The organism is Rhizobium sp. 862_C5_N1_2 (assembly GCF_051811205.1).
GTDB lineage: Bacteria > Pseudomonadota > Alphaproteobacteria > Rhizobiales > Rhizobiaceae > Rhizobium > Rhizobium leguminosarum.
Genome location: NZ_JBPWPT010000002.1, coordinates 947991 through 964942 on the forward strand (window position 1 = coordinate 947991; position 16952 = coordinate 964942).

The 16952-nt window shown below is 60.1% G+C and carries 14 protein-coding genes and 1 pseudogene; 8 read left to right on the forward strand and 7 right to left on the reverse strand.

What is annotated here, in order from left to right; all coding sequences use genetic code 11:
• Positions 1–92 precede the first annotated feature (92 nt).
• From ACD590_RS28760 to ACD590_RS28775, 4 genes are all read right to left on the reverse strand, one after another.
• Positions 93–1289 carry a mandelate racemase/muconate lactonizing enzyme family protein gene (locus tag ACD590_RS28760; RefSeq protein ID WP_439003954.1) on the reverse strand — a complete coding sequence of 399 codons (1197 nt, stop codon included), beginning with the start codon at positions 1287–1289 and terminating at the stop codon, positions 93–95.
• A 17-nt stretch (positions 1290–1306) separates the two neighbouring features.
• Positions 1307–2668 (reverse strand): mandelate racemase/muconate lactonizing enzyme family protein, encoded by a 1362-nt coding sequence (locus tag ACD590_RS28765; RefSeq protein ID WP_439003955.1) that lies wholly within the window; start codon positions 2666–2668, stop codon positions 1307–1309.
• Between the two features lie 68 nt (positions 2669–2736).
• Positions 2737–3903: a mandelate racemase/muconate lactonizing enzyme family protein gene (locus tag ACD590_RS28770; RefSeq protein WP_130653644.1), complete on the reverse strand. Its 1167-nt coding sequence runs from the start codon at positions 3901–3903 to the stop codon at positions 2737–2739.
• A gap of 53 nt (positions 3904–3956) precedes the next feature.
• Positions 3957–4667: a GntR family transcriptional regulator gene (locus tag ACD590_RS28775; RefSeq protein WP_018246003.1), complete on the reverse strand. Its 711-nt coding sequence runs from the start codon at positions 4665–4667 to the stop codon at positions 3957–3959.
• 209 nt (positions 4668–4876) lie between these two features.
• Between ACD590_RS28775 and ACD590_RS28780 the strand changes: the two genes are divergently transcribed.
• From ACD590_RS28780 to ACD590_RS28810, 7 genes and pseudogenes are all read left to right on the forward strand, one after another.
• Entirely contained in the window at positions 4877–6355 is a 1479-nt protein-coding gene (locus ACD590_RS28780) for an ABC transporter substrate-binding protein (protein WP_439003956.1), read from the forward strand.
• Between the two features lie 75 nt (positions 6356–6430).
• A complete protein-coding gene (locus ACD590_RS28785; RefSeq protein ID WP_439003957.1) occupies positions 6431–7390 on the forward strand; it encodes a carbohydrate ABC transporter permease in 960 nt (319 codons plus the stop codon).
• Positions 7387–8277: a carbohydrate ABC transporter permease gene (locus tag ACD590_RS28790; protein ID WP_047620821.1), complete on the forward strand. Its 891-nt coding sequence runs from the start codon at positions 7387–7389 to the stop codon at positions 8275–8277. Before ACD590_RS28785 ends, ACD590_RS28790 begins: the two co-directional genes overlap by 4 nt.
• A 10-nt stretch (positions 8278–8287) precedes the next feature.
• Complete coding sequence (locus tag ACD590_RS28795) at positions 8288–9385, forward strand: ABC transporter ATP-binding protein (RefSeq protein WP_018445097.1); 1098 nt, start codon at positions 8288–8290, stop codon at positions 9383–9385.
• Between the two features lie 33 nt (positions 9386–9418).
• Positions 9419–10582 (forward strand): mandelate racemase/muconate lactonizing enzyme family protein, encoded by a 1164-nt coding sequence (locus ACD590_RS28800; protein WP_439003958.1) that lies wholly within the window; start codon positions 9419–9421, stop codon positions 10580–10582.
• A 20-nt stretch (positions 10583–10602) separates the two neighbouring features.
• Positions 10603–11352: a ribonuclease activity regulator RraA gene (locus ACD590_RS28805; RefSeq protein WP_439003959.1), complete on the forward strand. Its 750-nt coding sequence runs from the start codon at positions 10603–10605 to the stop codon at positions 11350–11352.
• A gap of 3 nt (positions 11353–11355) precedes the next feature.
• Positions 11356–11504 (forward strand): annotated as a pseudogene (locus tag ACD590_RS28810) (sugar ABC transporter ATP-binding protein); the annotation flags it as partial.
• Between the two features lie 18 nt (positions 11505–11522).
• Here ACD590_RS28810 and ACD590_RS28815 read toward each other — a convergent pair.
• Positions 11523–12176 carry a TetR/AcrR family transcriptional regulator gene (locus tag ACD590_RS28815; protein WP_439003960.1) on the reverse strand — a complete coding sequence of 218 codons (654 nt, stop codon included), beginning with the start codon at positions 12174–12176 and terminating at the stop codon, positions 11523–11525.
• 67 nt (positions 12177–12243) lie between these two features.
• On the opposite strand from ACD590_RS28815, the gene ACD590_RS28820 reads away from it, so the two are divergent.
• Positions 12244–13782 carry an FAD-dependent monooxygenase gene (locus ACD590_RS28820; RefSeq protein WP_439003961.1) on the forward strand — a complete coding sequence of 513 codons (1539 nt, stop codon included), beginning with the start codon at positions 12244–12246 and terminating at the stop codon, positions 13780–13782.
• 172 nt (positions 13783–13954) lie between these two features.
• Here ACD590_RS28820 and ACD590_RS28825 read toward each other — a convergent pair whose 3' ends face one another.
• Both ACD590_RS28825 and ACD590_RS28830 read right to left on the reverse strand, forming a co-directional pair.
• Positions 13955–15136 (reverse strand): aminotransferase class V-fold PLP-dependent enzyme, encoded by a 1182-nt coding sequence (locus ACD590_RS28825; RefSeq protein ID WP_439003962.1) that lies wholly within the window; start codon positions 15134–15136, stop codon positions 13955–13957.
• A gap of 365 nt (positions 15137–15501) precedes the next feature.
• The gene (locus tag ACD590_RS28830) at positions 15502–16827 is read right to left on the reverse strand and encodes an NAD(P)/FAD-dependent oxidoreductase (protein ID WP_439003963.1); all 1326 of its coding nucleotides are present in this window, start codon (positions 16825–16827) and stop codon (positions 15502–15504) included.
• Between the last annotated feature and the right edge of the window lie 125 nt (positions 16828–16952).

The following is a 16952-nucleotide window of genomic DNA, read 5'->3' on the forward strand; positions in this document are numbered from 1 at the left end:
CTTCCCGGGATTCAAGCTCGATACCTCGGCCTATAAGGGCGACGGGCGGCGATCCCGTCGCGACACGGTATTGTTGGCGTGAGGAGGGAGGTTCAGTCGAAGAAGCCCGCATCCTCTTCCCTGAGATATCTCCTGGCCGCTTCGGCGTCGATATCGAGGCCCAGCCCCGGCGCTTCCAGCAGGTCCACCATACTGTCCTTCACGATCTGCGGTGGCAAGCCAACGACCAGATCTTCCCACCAGGGGTCGCTGGCGCTCGGATATTCGAACGCGATGTAATTTGCGGGCAAGGTGGCGCAGACATTGATCAACGCGCCGAGGCCTAGCAGGCCGTTGGCGACCCCGTGCGGTGCCATCAGGATAGAGTGCATGTAGGCGTGCTCGGCGACCCATTTGAGTTCGGCAATACCGCCAATATCGGCTGGATCTGGGCCGATCACGCGCACCGCCTGCGTCTCGATCAGTTCCTTGAAATTGTGCCGCAGGTAGATTTGCTCACCAGTGTGGATTGGCGTCGAGGTGGAGGTTGTCAGTTCCCGATAGGCCTGCGGATTGACCCACGGCACATAGTCGCCAGTCAGCATGTCCTCGAGCCACATCAAATTGTACTTCTCGACCGCGCGAGCGAACTTGATCGCATCGGGCAGCATCCAGCCCGGGCCGCAGTCGAGCGCCAGGCTGACTTTGTCGCCCAGCACTTCCTTCATCGCGATCACGCAGTCGAGCATGTGATTGAAACCGCGCTCGCTGATCACGCCCTGATCCATGGCACCGTGATAGCCGGCCTTCTGCGTCACGCCGTAGTGGAAGCCCCCAATGGTGTCCTTCATGTTGGAGTGGAACGAGATTCCTTGCTTGATCATGAAGAAGTTCTGCGGCTGCTCCATCATCCATTTGACGTCAGCGGCGTAATCCTCCGGCCGGTCGCCCGTGCGTTGCCGGCGGATCGAGCCGTTGTAGACGCGCACCTTGTCGCGCACCTTGCCGCCGAGTAGTTTATAGACGGGCACGCCCGCGGCCTTGCCGGCAATATCCCACACCGCATGCTCGATAGCGCTTACCGCCGCGCCGTACGGCTTGAAAGAGCCGCGTTGACGGATCTTCAGCATGACTCTCTCGACGTCGGTCGGGTCCTCGCCGATCAGCACCTCGCGGAAATGCAGCACCCAGGGCTTGAGGTAGGACTTGGTGAACTCGACTTCGCCCAAGCCATGGAGGCCCTCGTCCGTAACGATGCGGACGATCGGGTGTTTGCCGATAACGGCGCAGCGGAGATCGGTGATCTTCATCTTCGTTCCTTTTCGCCTCAGCTCCAGGTGCGATCCCAGGAATACTCATCGTCCCAGTGATCCGTGGGCTGCCAGATGCCGGTGACACCCGGCTGCAGATGCTGCGAGATCACCTCGTCGACGACGTCGTCAATCCCCAGGCCCGGCTTGTCAGGAACAGTGATAAAGCCGTCCTTCACGAGTGGCTTGGGAAGGCCGGTGACGATATCGTCCCACCAGTCGACATCGACGGAGTGGTATTCGAGCGCCATGAAGTTTTCAGTCGCGGTCGCCACATGTGCCGCGGCCATTGCGGCGATTGGACTTTCTGCCATGTGGATGGCCATGGCGACACCACGGTCCTGCGCCATATCTCCGATCTTCTTGGTCTCGAGGATGCCCCCGCTGGTGAGCAGGTCTGGGTGGATAACGGAGATGCCGCCGCTCTTGAGCAGCGGCTCGAAGCCTTCCTTGAGGTATATGTCCTCACCGGTGCAGATCGGCACCGTAGTGGCGTCCTGCAGTTGTCGGTACTGCTCAGTGTACTGCCATGGGATCACATCCTCGAGCCAGGCTGGCACGTATTTTTCAATTCGCCTGGCAAGGCGAATGCCGTTCTGCACTGAGATGTGGCCGATGTGGTCTATGGCGAGCGGAATATCCATGCCGATGACCTCGCGAACCTCGGCAATGTATTGCTCAAGGAAGTCGAGGCCCTTGTCGGAAAAGTGCAGGCCGGTAAACGGGTGTGGGACGTTATGCAAATCGTACGCAGCGTTGCGGACGCGCCGCTCTTCAATGGTCTTCAGCGGGCCGCGGCCGGGGTGGTTGCGGTACCCTTCAAGTGAGCCGGCAGGAGACACGACCGCACCGGGCACATCTGCGATCTGCATCAGCCCCAGATCCATCTTGAGGAAGGTGAACCCGAGCTCCATGCGTTGCTTGAGGCGCCTGCCGGTCTCGGTGCCGCTCGGCACGGTGGCGTCGGTGTCGCAGTAGACGCGCACTTTCTCCCGAAACCGGCCGCCGAGCATCTGGTAGATGGGGACGCCATAGGCCTTGCCGGCAAGATCCCACAACGCGATTTCGACGGCCGATACGCCGCCGCCTTGCCGGCCGTGCCCGCCGAACTGCTTGATCCGGCGAAACAGTCGGTCGATGTTGCAAGGGTTCTCGCCAAGCAACCGGCTCTTCAGCATCAGCGCGTAGGTGGCGCTGGCGCCGTCGCGCACCTCGCCAAGCCCGACGATGCCCTGGTTGGTGTAAATCTTGAGCAGCGCTGAAGTGAACGGCGCGCCGACAATTTCGGCTACCCGCATGTCGGTGATCCGAAGGTCGGATGGCTTGGAATGCGTGTTCACCCGATTGAGCGCCTCGTCGGCTCCATCTGCCTCTGGCATGATTTATCCTCGTTCTGGTCGGCGGGGCTCGTCGTCGCGCATGCTGAGGCGGCGCAGAGCGTTGCTAGCTAGTCCAGCTCTATCTCGTGGTTTTGAAGGTAGTCGCGGTTCATCTCAACGCCGAGACCAGCCTTCGGCGTAAGCTTGAGGCTGCCGTTCGAAACATCGAGTGGTCTGTCGATGAGGTGATCGTATTTGCCGAGATTCCACTCCGACGTTTCGAGTTTGTAGAAGTTAGGAACGGTCATCATCACCTGCGCTCCAGCAACCACGTTGATCGGCCCTGCGGCGTCATGCGGCGAGACCGGGATGTAGTAGGCTTCGCATAGGGCCGAAATCTTCTTGAGTTCGGTAATGCCGCCGGTCCAGGTGACATCAGGCATGATGTAGTCAGCGAGCTTGTTTTCGAGCACCGGCACGAAATCCCACTTCGTGTGGCCGCGCTCGCCCCACGAGATAGCGGCACTGACCTTCTCACGGACCTGCTTGAGGGCATTGAGGCTCTCGGGCGGACAAGGCTCCTCGAACCAGTCGATCTGACCGGCTTCCTCGAGGCTCCGGCAGAGGCGAATGGCGGTGGGAACGTCGAAGCGGCCATGCGCATCGATGAGGATGTCGACATCAGAGCCCGCCGTTTCGCGGATCAGAGCCGTGAGTTCGGCGGCTTCGCGCTCATCCTTGCGGGTCATGCTGCCATCGAGGTAGCCGTCCCGCTGTTCGCGGGACTGTCCATCGGCGGTGCGGCCCTGGTGGGGGAAAGGATCGAATTTGAGCGCAGTGTGGCCGGACTCGACGATGTCTCTAATTTCGCGGACCACGGCCTCCTTGCTGGTGAATTTGGCCTGGTTGGGATGGGTGTAGAGCGCGATTTCATCGCGTACCGGTCCGCCCAACAGCTCGTAAATCGGCTTACCAAGAACTTTGCCGCGGATGTCCCAAAGGGCTATGTCGATGGCGCTTACGCATTCGACTGCGGCGCCGCGACTGCCCATATAGGTGAAGCTGCGGAATATCTTGTGCCACAGATACTCAATACGCGCCGGGTCCTCGCCTGTTACAGCGGCACCGATCTGCCGCAGGATCGTGCAGAGTGCGCGATTGGCGAGCCTTGTCGTGGTGGTGATCTCGCCCCAGCCGCTCACCCCCTCGTCGGTCGTCACTTCGACGAACAGAAACTCTCCCCAATAAGAAGCATCGGATCTGATGAGCCACGGCCGAACGCTGGTGATTTTCATCTCAACTGCCTTTACTGACGTGGTCGGGATAACGATATTCCAGGCTATCTATTCTATCCTGCCCGAGCGGCGTTACGCGCGCGCATGTGTTCGAGGATGTGCCGGCCGGAACCCTCGACATGGCGTGCAATGAGTTCGGCTGCCTCGTTCGCATTTCCCGCTTTCACATGTGCGATGAGCTCACGATGCTCGCTAAGGATCGCGGCACGCCGGGCGAGCGTGAAGTTGAAACGCCGGCTCACGGCTCGAAGCACTTCGCGATGCTTCCACCAAAGCTCGGCGGCATGGCGGTTGTAGTGCTTTTGGTACATTACGGTGTGAAAGGCGGTGTCCAGCTCGCTGTGCCTCAACGTGTCGGCGAAGTCGTTTTCTTCAATCAGGCCTTGGATGCGTTCGAGTTCAGCAATGTCCTCGACGGTGGCCATATTCACGAACCATCGCGTCAGTGCCGGCTCGATCAAGACTCCGATCTCGTAGATGTCCCGTACAAAATCCTGATCTATGGGCCGCACGCGCGCTCCGCGGTTGGGAACGAGGGTGACAAAGCCTTCGCCGCGCAACAGTTGCAGAGCCTCGCGCACCGGGTTGGTTGAGGTGCCGTGGCGCCGGGCGAGATCGGTGACCACAAGCCGCTCGTTGGCAGCCAGCCGCCCTTCGATGATGTCTTCCCTGATCAGCTGATAAAGCGAGGCGCCCTCGCTGGAGGCCCCGAGAGCGTCGATCCCTTCGGGGGGCTTTGCTTTAAAATCGCTTGTTTCGGCCAAGGCTGTCCCCAATCAATACACACATTGATCTCGTTATCACGCGAGATTGCTATAAACAATGTACGATTTGTCTAGTTGACAGGCAATTCGTGATCTGAAAATGTATAAAAATATCGAAGGGATACATTGGCTGAAAGCGTCCCGCGGCCGATGAGCAAAGACCGCTCGCCTCGATGCAGAGCGGCATGGGAGAACCTGGAGGATACCTTATGACGAGGATTTCACTCGGCGGTGCCGTCCTGCGCGGCACTGTCTCCACTGCTTTGATAGTATCGCTGATGTCCGCGTCGGCGCTGGGTGCGCCGGTCGACTTGAGCAAGTGGTCGCCGGAATATGTCCGCTCCATTGCCGGCACGCAGGATTTTGACACGGCGGGCGATTGCGCCAAGGTCACGCCGCTCGACTACAAGGGGCGACTGACTTTCTGGTATCAGGGCGTGTTCGAGGGCGACCCCGACCTCCTGCGCCAGTATTACAAGGAGTTCTTCGAGACCTTCCGCAAAACCTATCCAAACATCCAGCTTGAGGAACAAGCCCTCACCTATAACGACCTTCTGGACAAGTTCCGGACCGCGCTCTTGGGTAATGCAGCGCCCATGGCGGTCCGCCTGCAAATCCTGGGTGGCACCGAGTTCGCCTCAAAAGGCTATCTGCAGCCGCTCAAACCCGAGGATGTTGGGTATTCGACCGAGGACTTCTGGCCCGGCGCAATGAAGGCCGTGACCTGGGAGGATGTGACCTACGGCATTCCAACCAACAACGAGACGATGGCGTTCATCTGGAACGCCGACATCTTCAAGCGTGCAGGCCTGGATCCGGACAAGGCTCCGGCAACCTGGGACGACGTCGTCAAGTATTCCAAGCAGATCCACGACAAACTCGGCATTGCCGGTTACGGCCTCGTGGCTCGCAAGAATGCCGGCAATACGCCGTATCGCTTCATGCCGCAGCTGTGGGCCTATGGCGGAGGCGTCTTCGACGAAGCTACCGCGAGCCCGACCTATAAGCAGGTCGAGCTCAATAGCCCGCAGAGCAAGGCGGCGCTGCAAGCCTCGTACGATATGTATGTTCGCGACAAGTCGGTTCCGGTTTCGGCGCTCACCAACCAGCAGGCCGACAACCAGCCCCTCTTCCTCGGTGGCCAGCTCGGCATGATGATCTCGCACCCGTCCGACTACAACGTTATGCTCGACCTGCAGAAAAAGGCGACGGCTACCGACAAGGACAAGGCGCAGACCGTCATCGACAACATGCGTTACGGCCTGATTCCGACTGGCCCCGACGGCAAGCGTGCTGTCGTGTTTGGCGGCTCGAACATTCACATCCTGAAGCCCGAATATGTCGAGGGCGGCAAGGTAGACGAGCCGGCCGCAAAGGCTATCATCTGCATGTGGACGAGCCCTGAATGGTCGCTGAAGATGGCCTATGCCGGCTCGAACCCGGGAAACCTTAACGGCTTCAAGACCAAATGGATGAAGGAGCGTCTGGAGAACATCAAGTTCCTTGATGTCACGACCTCGATGCTGCCATACGGCATCCCGTTCCCGGCGCTGCCGCAGTCCCCCGAGATCATGAATATCATCGTCCCGGACATGCTGCAGAATGCCCTGACCGGAGCCATGACCGTCGACCAAGCAGCGGACGACGCGGCCAAGAAGGTAAAAGACCTGATGGACGGCGGACTCTAGACCAAGCCTGACCACGATCTGACCGGCTGCGCCAAGAGTGCGGCCGGTTGTTCCGAAGAATAAGGGCACGCCACGGTGACGATCTTGATCGGCAAGGCAGAGGCTCGCCGGAGACTGCAACTCGATAGGTCCGGTGTGCTGCGAAAGATTTGGGAGCATCGCGCCGACTACGCGTACGTGCTCCCTGCGATCGCCGTGATGCTCATCGTCATAGCCTATCCGATTTACTACACGATCGAGCTGTCGTTCTTCAATACGCCGCCTGGCCTGCAGCTCCGGGACAAGATTTTCATCGGCCTCGGCAACTACACCGCCATCCTCACAAGTCCGGTGTTCTGGAAGGTCACCTCGAACACTCTGATCTGGACATTGGGATCCACTTTCATCTCATTTGTCCTGGGGTTTGCCTGCGCCCTGGCGCTTCATCGCGACTTTGTCGGCCGCGGCATCCTTCGGGCCATCCTGATCATTCCCTGGGTCATCAGCGCGGTCGCCGCGTCCTATATCTGGAAGTGGATCTACCATTCAGACTTTGGGATTATCGGCGCGGTGCTGGTCGGCCTCGGATTGGCCGACAGGCCGCCGAATTTCATCGACAGCGTCAGCACAGTGCTGCCCTCCCTGATCGTCGTCAATATCTGGCGGGAGTTTCCGTTTGCCATGATCATGATGATGGCTGGCCTGCAGACGGTTCCCGATCAGTTGCTGCGCGCCGCAAGAGTCGACGGAGCCAATGCATGGCAGCGGTTTTGGCACGTCACCTTCCCGCATTTGAGAAACGTCTCGACGGTGACGATCCTTCTGCTGGCAGTGGCCAACTTCAATTCATTCATCATCCCCTGGATCATGACCGGCGGCGGGCCGTCGAACGCATCGCATATCTGGATCACTCACATCTATGAGCTCGCCTTCGGCCGCCAGCGCTGGGGGGTGGCATCGGCCTATTCGGTGCTGCTGTTCCTGATCCTGATGTCGCTCGGCTACTTCTACGTCCGTGCTCTAAGCGGCAACGAGCGGAAGGATGGGACCGCATGAGCACGATTGCCGAGACTGCTCCTCGAGGCCAGGCCCGTCGCCGTATGCGCATCGACGGATGGCGGTGGGGCGGACGCATCTTCCTCGCGTTCATGCTGCTTTACACTGCGTTGCCGATGATCTGGATGCTGATCACCTCGATCAAGTCCGGCTTCGCGGCCATGCAATTCCCGCCGCAATGGTGGCCTGACCAACCCACCCTTGACAGCTACCAGAAGCTGCTCGATCCGCAAAACAGCGTCGGCCAGGACTTCCTTCGTTTCTTCTGGAACAGCCTTTTCGTCTCCACTGCCACGACCATCCTTTCGGTGATCGTGGCGGTTCCGGCGGCCTACGCGTTTTCGCGCTTCACCTTCCCGGGCCGGAACTTTCTGTTCTTCGCCGTCTTGCTTCGCAATATGTTCCCGGCTGTGATCTTTCTCGTGCCGCTCTTCATCCTGATGCGCGCGATCGGGCTGGTGAACACGCATGGATCGCTCATTCTCACCTACCTCACATTCGGCCTGCCGCTGGCAATCTGGCTCCTCAAGGGCTTCTACGACAACATCCCGGTGCAGCTCGAGCAGGCGGCGCGCATCGACGGAGCGACGCGGTTCCAGGCCTTTCTCCTGATCGTGATGCCGCTCTCGGCGCCAGGAATCATCGCCACGGCGATCTATTCCTTCATCGGCGCGTGGAACGAGTACATCTACGCCTACACGTTCCTCTCCAAGAACGACCAGTTGACACTGCCGGTCGGTATCCAGCGCTTCTTCTCGGAAAATACGACGGACTTTCCGGGCCTGATGGCGGCCAGCTTTATGATGAGCGTGCCCGTCGTGGTCCTGTTCCTCGTCCTGCAACGATACTTCGTACGCGCCCTGACAGAAGGCGCCGTTAAGCACTAGGGAGTTGCCGGTGGCCCACGTGGTCCTCAAAGATCTTGTCAAGACCTATGGCAGCTTCAAAGCTGTCAACGATGTTTCGCTGACGGTCAATGACGGCGAATTCGTTGCGCTCGTCGGCCCTTCAGGCTGCGGCAAAACAACCACGCTCAATCTAGTAGCGGGGCTGATTCCCATCACATCGGGCGACATCGTCATCGGGGACCGGGTGGTCAACGACCTCGACCCCAAGGACCGGGACATTGCAATGGTGTTCCAGAATTACGCGCTCTATCCGCAAAAATCGGTCTATAAAAATCTGGCGTTCCCGCTGCAGATGCGCAAACTGCCAAGGGACGAGATCGACAGGAAGGTCAAGGAAGCAGCGCGAGTGCTCGACATGACGCAACTGCTCGAGCGCAAGCCGCGCGAACTTTCGGGCGGGCAACAGCAGCGCGTGGCGCTCGGCCGCGCCCTCGTTCGAGATCCGGCGGTATTCCTGATGGATGAACCACTCTCCAACCTCGACGCGAAGCTGCGCGTGCAGATGCGGTCGGAGATCAAGCGCTTCCACCAGGACCTCAAGGCAACGATCATCTATGTGACGCACGACCAACTCGAAGCCGTGACCATGGCCGACAGGATGGCGGTGATGAACGGCGGCTACCTGCAGCAATACGATTCACCGGCGCAGGTCTTTGCCCATCCGGTGAACATGTTCGTCGCCAGCTTCGTCGGCAGCCCGGCGATGAGCCTTGTTCCGCTGGAGGCATCAACGGCAAGCGGCAATACAGTGTTGACCAGCGCGGAGGGCTGGCGCCTCGAGCTCTCGCCACACAACGCCCAGAAGGTCGCGAGGGCAACCACCAAGAAAGTCGTGCTCGGCGCACGTCACTCGACGATCAAGCTGCACAAGAGTGCGGTGCCAGGAAGCATTCCTGCCAAGGCCTACACGGTGGAGCCGACCGGAGACGTCACCTTCGTACAGGCGTTCCTGTCTGGCGCCATCGTCAACGTCAGCGTGCCGCCGACCATTGCCGTCGCGCCCGACGAGCCGATTTGGCTCGAGTTCGACCAGGAGCGGATGCATCTGTTCGACGGCGAAACAGAAATGGCCCTCAAGGCCAACTGAGACAGAGCCGATGCATCTGGAACGAGGGTGTGGATGACTACGAAGCTTAAAATCACCGCTATCAAGCCCTATCCAGTATGGGTAGGAACACGCAACCAGATGCTCGTCAAGGTCGAGACCGACAACGGCATCTTCGGATGGGGCGAGAGCGGCTTGAGCGGTCGCGAGAAGGCCGTTGTCGGCGCGATCGAGCACTATCGCGAGTTTCTCATCGGCCGCGACCCGATGCAGATTGGTCGGATCTGGCAAGAAGTTTATCGCAGCCAATACTTCGAAGGCGGGCGCGTTTTGCAGGCGGCAATTTCCGCCATCGACATTGCCCTTCATGACATCAAGGGCAAGGCGCTGGGGGTGCCGGCCTACGATCTGTTGGGCGGCAAGCAGCGCGACCGCATTCCTACCTTCGCCTCGACCGGTGACGAGGCCGAGGGCGATGTTGCTATCGAACGAGCCCGCGAACTACGCGCGCAGGGGTGGCAGACGATCCGCTTCTTTCCCATCGGGCAAAACAGCAAGGACATCTTTGAGCCGCGTGAATCGATCGGCGCTACAGCAAGCATGCTGAACAAGGCGCGCGAGGCGCTGGGCGACGACGTCGTCCTCGGCATCGACTATCATCATCGGCTGTCGGTGGCAGAGGCGGCGAGCTTCTGCAACAAGCTCGGCCGTGGCGTGCTTGATTTCCTCGAGGAGCCGATACGAGACGAGACACCGGAGGCCTACGAATCCCTGCGCACGATGACCGACATCCCGTTTGCCATCGGCGAGGAATTTGCCAGCAAGTGGCAGTTCCTGCCCTACATCGAGCGCGGCATCCATCAGTTCAACCGGCTCGATGTTTGCAACGTTGGCGGGCTCACTGAAGCGATGAAGGTAGCTGGCTGGAGCGAGGCGCACTATGTGGACCTGATGCCGCACAATCCCCTTGGCCCAATCTGCACGGCCGCGACCATCCATCTCGCCGCCGCGGTGCCGAATTTCGCTTGGCTCGAGACCAGGGTGCCCGAAACAAAGCTGGGCTTCGACAGTTCCGATTTCTTCCCCGTGCAACCACGGCTCGACGGCCCCGACTATCCGGTCAGCGATCTGCCGGGGCTCGGCATCGAAGTCAACGAAGAGGCGGTCAAGGCCGAGAGCTTTCGTTTTTGGGAAGCGCCTCACCTGAAGCGCCGCGACGGTTCTGTTACGAACTGGTAGTTCATCCACCGGAGTCTAAAATGACCCATACTCCCGACATTACACGACCGCCCAAAGAGCTGATCGACGCACTGAAGGAAATCGGCGCCGCGACGGTTGCCGGCACGCTTGGCCACATGGGCTTCCGCAATCCGCACATGGTCGGTCCCGTCCCGCAGAACCGCGGGAAGTCGATCGTCGGGCCGGCGCTGACGCTCCAGTTCATGCCGCAGCGGCCGGACCTCTTCACCGAGGGAGAATATGCCGATCCGGAGACGCAGTTGCACAGGCACGTGCTCTATCACGCGCAGGAGGGCGATGTGGTCGTGGTCGACGCGCGCGGCGACATGAGCTCGGGTGTCTTTGGCGATATGATGTCGACGTATTTCAAAGGCAGAGGCGGCGCTGGCATCGTAATCGACGGGTGCATGCGCGATCGGCCCAATGTCGACAAGCTAGATCTCCCCCTATGGCTGCGTGGCTGGACTCCCAACTACCATGTGCAGACCAGCATCTATCCCAATGCCGTCAACGTTCCGATTGCCTGCGGCGGTGTCACGGTAATTCCCGGCGACATCATCGTCGCCGACGACGACGGGGTGGTGGTGCTTCCAGTCGCAATGGCCTCGAAGGTAATCGAAGAGTCGCAAAAGCATCACGATTGGGAGGAGTTCTCCCGAGTGAAGCTTATGGAGGGCGGGTCGTTACAGCGCTACTATCCGCTGCATAACGATGCCCGCGGAGAGTACGAAGAGTGGCGCAAAACAAACCGCTTGGAGAACCGAAGTTAGCCTAACCTCTTCGAGGGTGGCATCAGCGACGGCGGCTTCCGTATGGACGGCGGTGTTCGTTGCCGTTTCCGCCGCAATTGAGCCAAAGCGCGGCGCGCACTTACGGCATCCGCCCGGAAGACCTCAACATTGCGGAGACGGGCATTCCGGCCCCACCAGAGGGTGATTGCTCAGGCATAAGGTGTGCCTGCCAGAGCAGCGTTCAGGCCGGTGGTTCCCTTATCTACAGCGGCGAGAAAGACGGCTTTTGCTTCCTCTGTATCTTGCCTCTGCCGAAAGGTCCGGTGAGCCTGGATAAAGCCCACGGTCCACGTCGCCAGGAGAATACCGGCCGCCAGATGGGCGTTGGGATCATCAGGTTTTCGCCCGACGCATTCGGATAGCGCCACCGAAACGACGTGAGCGATCTCGTCACGAATTGCCCTCGCCCGAGCCTTGAGGGTGTCGCTGGCCTCGATCGTCTCGATAAAGCTTTGGCTCCTAGCAGTAAATCTGAGGTAAGGGCTCTCCTCCGCAACCAGCTGATGAGCGAGCAGACGTAGCGTCTCGATCGGAGAGACGCTGGGATGGCGCTGCCGCAGAGCTTCGCGCAGCATCTCTCGACCCTCCTCGTCGCGATCGAAGAACATGTCCTCCTTGCGGGGAAAGTGATTGAACACCGTCATCCGTCCGACATCGGCGGCTGCCGCGATCTCATCGACCGTCACATGATCGAAGCCCCGCTCCAGGAAGAGGCGCGTGGCGACGTTGGAGATGCCTTGTCGCGTGGCGAGGCGCTTACGGGATCGCCGGTCCGGTGGCATTGAGTCCGATGGCATTGACATGTTGTCTCTGATTGCGCATTTATTTATGTACTGAGTACATATTGATATCCAGTATATGGAATGTGAGATGGAAAAACAAGTTGATGTTGTTGTTGTGGGCGCAGGACCGGTCGGACTCCTGACCGCCATCGAGCTGACTTTGTCAGGCGTGCGCGTCCTCGTGCTGGAGCGTCTGGCGTCGGCCAGTATGGCCATGAAGGCAATGTCGCTCGGGCCGCTTGGAAGCGAGGCACTCCAGCGTCGCGGGATGGCTGCGGCCATCGCCGCCGCGGAAGCGCAGAGCTTCGCGGCGATGAAGCAGTTCGCCGAGCAGGCCGGAGCGGAGCTGCGTGGCCGGTCGTCCAAATTCAGCGGTCATTTCGCTGGCCTGCCTCTTATCCGAAAGGACGCGCAGAAAGAGCCGGAACGGCGTGCTCACGCAGTGGATCAACCTAGCCTCGAAGCCATGCTGGCCGATCGCGCCCGCGCTCTTGGGATCGAGGTGCGCCGCGCCTTTGACGTTACCGGCTTCGTGCAGCAGGCGGACGGCATTGACGTGGAGTTGAGATCTCCGACAGGCGCAGGCCAAATCGGCTGCTCCTACCTCGTTGGATGCGACGGCGGGCGTAGCCTCATCCGCAAGATGGCCGGCTTTGAGTTCCCCGGCACAGCCCCAAGCCTGACGTTCTACCAGGCCATCGCCGAGATCGATCATCCCGAACGCCTGCTACCGATTGGCTGGAATCGCACGTCGGGTGGCGTATTTTCCTACTGGCCTTTCCCCGGTCGACTGTTCATGCTCGACTTCAGCGGTCCGCCTGAAGATCGGCAAGCGCCGGTCACAGCTGAGGAGATCGAAGCCGTACTGCGCCGCATCAGCGGCACGGATGTCCGCGTGAAAGCGCTCGAAAGCGGCAGCCGATGGACTGACAACACCCGGCTTGCCGATAGCTACCGCCGCGGCAGGGTGCTGCTTGCCGGCGATGCGGCGCATGTCCATTCGCCGTTTGGTGGTCAGGGCTTGAGCCTCGGGCTGGTGGATGCTGCAAATCTCGGCTGGAAGCTCGCGGCGGTCATTCGCGGCGACATGCCGGAAAGCCTGCTCGATACCTACACGGCCGAGCGGCGACCCGTCGCCGAAGCCGTTCTGGCCAACACCCGTGCCCAGGTCGCCATCCTGCGGCCCGATCCACAGGCGGGTGCGATGCGGGACATCGTGGCGAACCTCATGCAATTCGACAACGTCAACCGGTTCATCGGCGAGATGATGAGCGGCCTTTCCACCCGCTACGATCTCGGCTCGGAGCTGGACGAGGTCGGGCGGCTGATCGGCGACAGGTCGATTGGTGACGGCGATGCCGCCGTCTCGCTCTATGATCTGATGCAGGATGGCATGGGCGTTCTTCTCGACGCCTCGCCTGAGCGGACGGCGTCCAGGCTCGGTGCAGCCAGCAAGCAGAGGATACGTTGCGTCGCCGTCGATCGGGGCCCCTCGATGCTGATCCGTCCCGACGCTTGCATTGCTTGGATCGGCGAAGAGAACAATACGGACGGATTGGAGGAAGCGCTCGGTGGCTGGTTCACGCCAACGCGAGATGATGGGTCTATGCAGCGATCCGGACAGTGATCATTTCTGCCGCAGTTCGAGGTTCGAGTGGGGCTGGCCGAGCCGCATTTTCGGGCAAGGTGGCGATCTCGCCGATCCCCGGCACGATGTCCCTGGTCTCCTGAGGACGTTATCTTTGCTGTCTGAGAGGTGTCGATGCCGGCGCCTCTATCTTCAGGAACGGGCTTCCGGTTCAAGCCAACGCATTTCTGAGCGCGCTGACGAACATGTCGAGGTCACTCTTCGGCATATAGATATGCGGCGAAACCCGCAGACCTTCGACATGCTCGACTTGGCGATATTTCGTGTGGATTCGGTATTTCTCTCGAAGAGTGTTCTCCAGTTTTTTCATGTCGGTGTTGTCGATTGAAAACAGGCATATGGCACCTAGGCTCTCGGTGTCGGTCCGCGTGTGGAGCCTGAAGCCGGGAATGTCGCGAGCTTGGCCGACCCAGTGTCGGGTGAGTTCGCGCAGTCGGACGTGCATCCTGTCTGCTCCTATTTCCCGATGGAATTGGATCGCCGGTTTAATTCCGGCCTGAATTGCGGAATTATAGGTACCCAAATTCCAGTGATCGAATTTGTCTATGGTCTTTGCGGGTTGGTCGAAGGGCGCCAGCAGAGGCCAAGTTCGGTCGATCTGGCTTCGGTTGACGATCAGCATTCCGTTGCCAACGGGTGCGCCGAGCCATTTGTGAAGGCTCGTGACAAAGAAATCGCAATCGAGTTGCCGAAAACTGACCGGCATTTGAGCGAACGTCTGGGCGCCATCGACTATCGTGATGATGTTGCGCTCCCGCGCGATCCGGCAGAGTCGCTCGATGGGAAGAACGCGTCCATTCCAGTGATACATATGCGTCAGTTGCAGGACGCAAGTCCGGGGCGTCATCGCTTCCACATAGGCATCAATGATATCCTCGTCGCTGTCCATGATATCGAAGGCGCAGTTCACGACCTCGATTCCTTCGCGGTGATGCCGTTGCAGCCATCCGGCACGGACGCTCGGATAGTCCCAGTTCGAGATCAACACCTGGTCGCCTTTGGTCAGCGGTATTCCAAAAATCGCCGCTGAAAGTCCTTCCGAGGAATTCCGGTTGAGCGCAATCTCGTCTGGCGTGCAATCGATCAACTCGGCCAAATCACGCTTGATACCGGGCAGCGCAGCATCGAGGTTGCTCCACATGTTATAGTCGGGATTGCGGCTGATGAAGCGATAGGCGTCAATCGTGGCCTCCTGTACCGCTATCGTTGGCGGACTGACGGCAGCATTGTTCAAATTCAGGAGCGGTTCCTGGGCAGGGTATTGGGCGCGGACGCGCTCCCACAATTCCTCGCCCTCGGTTTCGGCCTTCAGATCTGGAGCAAAGAGGTTCATGAAAGCTATTCCTTTTCGGGCAGTTCATCGACCCCTCGATACTAGGCTGACCGAGCCGGCGTAATCCGCCTATCCTGCATCCTCACGCAGGACTTAATACCGAATGTCGGTGATCGCCAAAACGATGCAACACCATGTCGTCACGCTGCGTGCCGCGCCAAAATCAAGCAGCAATTCAAAGCATTACAGGGCCTTTCACGCATGCAAAAAGACGCGCGACGCTAAAACGTTCACAAAATCGTTCCTCTATCCTATGGCCTTTACTTGCAGGAAATTTCGCATTCTCCTCCGCTAGGGCGGGTCTTACCTTGAGGACACCGGCTTGCGGCACGCCATGGTCGAATGCCTGCTAGCCATTCCACCCTTCAGAAGTCGGCGACTTTGCCCCAGGCCGATCTCTGGAACCGCTCCGGGTGATAAGGCCGGGGATCGACGATCGGCGTGTCACCGGTGGCGATATCGGCGATGAGATGACCGGCGCCGGGACCGATTCCGAAGCCGTGGCCGCTGAAACCGGCGGCGAGAATGAAGCCTGGAACGGTGGTGATCTCACCGATTCCCGGCACCCCATCGGGGGTGCTATCCACATAACCGGCCCAGACGGCACTGACATTTGTGTTCCTCAGGGCAGGCAGGAGTTCAAGCGCGCGCGAATGGGTAAGCCGAATTGTTCTTTGGTCGACCTTCGGATCGAGGATGCGCATTCGTTCCATCGGAGTGGGTGCGTCCAATCGCCAACGCGCCAGGGTTTCGTGCCCAGACCTGAATCCCTCCAATCCGCCTAGCGCGAGGCTTCTCCAACGCCGGACGAACATTGGCAGAAATTGAGGCGCGTAACGGAATTGCTGCGGCGTCAAGTCGACACGCCCGCCACCGCTGATCGCCAATGTGTAGCCGCCATCGCCGCGACGCGTAACGGAGACCGCAGATGTGTGCAGCGCGTCCGGCAGGCCGCTTGCGCCTGGGGATACGGAGAGGATCGAGGAGCGAACCGAGGCTTGCGGAAACCGAATGCCGAGCTGGCGGCAGAAGGAGGAGGCCCAGGCGCCGCCGGCAAGGATCGCGATTTTCGTGCGGATCGTGCCATGCTCGGTGACGACGCCCGAGAGCCTGCCGCCTTCGATGTCGATGCCGCGGGCAGCGCACGACTGATGCACCGTGCCGCCGAGTTTCAGGATCGCACGTGCAACGGCCGGCGCAGCACTCGCCGGATCGGCGATTCCGTCGGTCGGTGAAAACACCCCGCCCTTCCATGAGGCGCCGGTGGCACGCCCGCGTTCGGTCGCTTCGGCGCTGCTCAGCATGTGCGTCGTGACGCCGACCGAGCGGGCGAAATCGCGCCAGCGTGCCCAGCCGGACAGTTCATCGTCGCTATTGCTGAGATAGAAGAGACCGCAGCGACGGAACCCCGTATCCTCACCGGTCTCAGTGGCGAAGCGCTCCCACAGATCGAGGCTCTTCGTCGACATCGGCAGTTCACGGGCGTCGCGATTCTGCTGGCGGCACCAGCCCCAGTTGCGGCTGGATTGTTCGGCGCCGATGAGGCCCTTCTCGACGAGGGCGACCTTCAATCCGCGCCGGGTGAGATAATAGGCCGCAAAAACGCCGACGATGCCGCCGCCGATTACCACCGCATCGGCGGTGGAAGGAAGTTCCGGCGTAGTGGCGACGCGATTCAGCGGTGCGGGCATGGGACAGTCTCCGTTTCAGGCGTAGTCTAGCGGATCCAAAGCTACGGCTTTGCTGGAGATCGGTTGGTGGCAGCAGAAGATTCCGTCTTGGCAGGATGCCAGCAGCGGTTTGTGCTTCGGCCTGT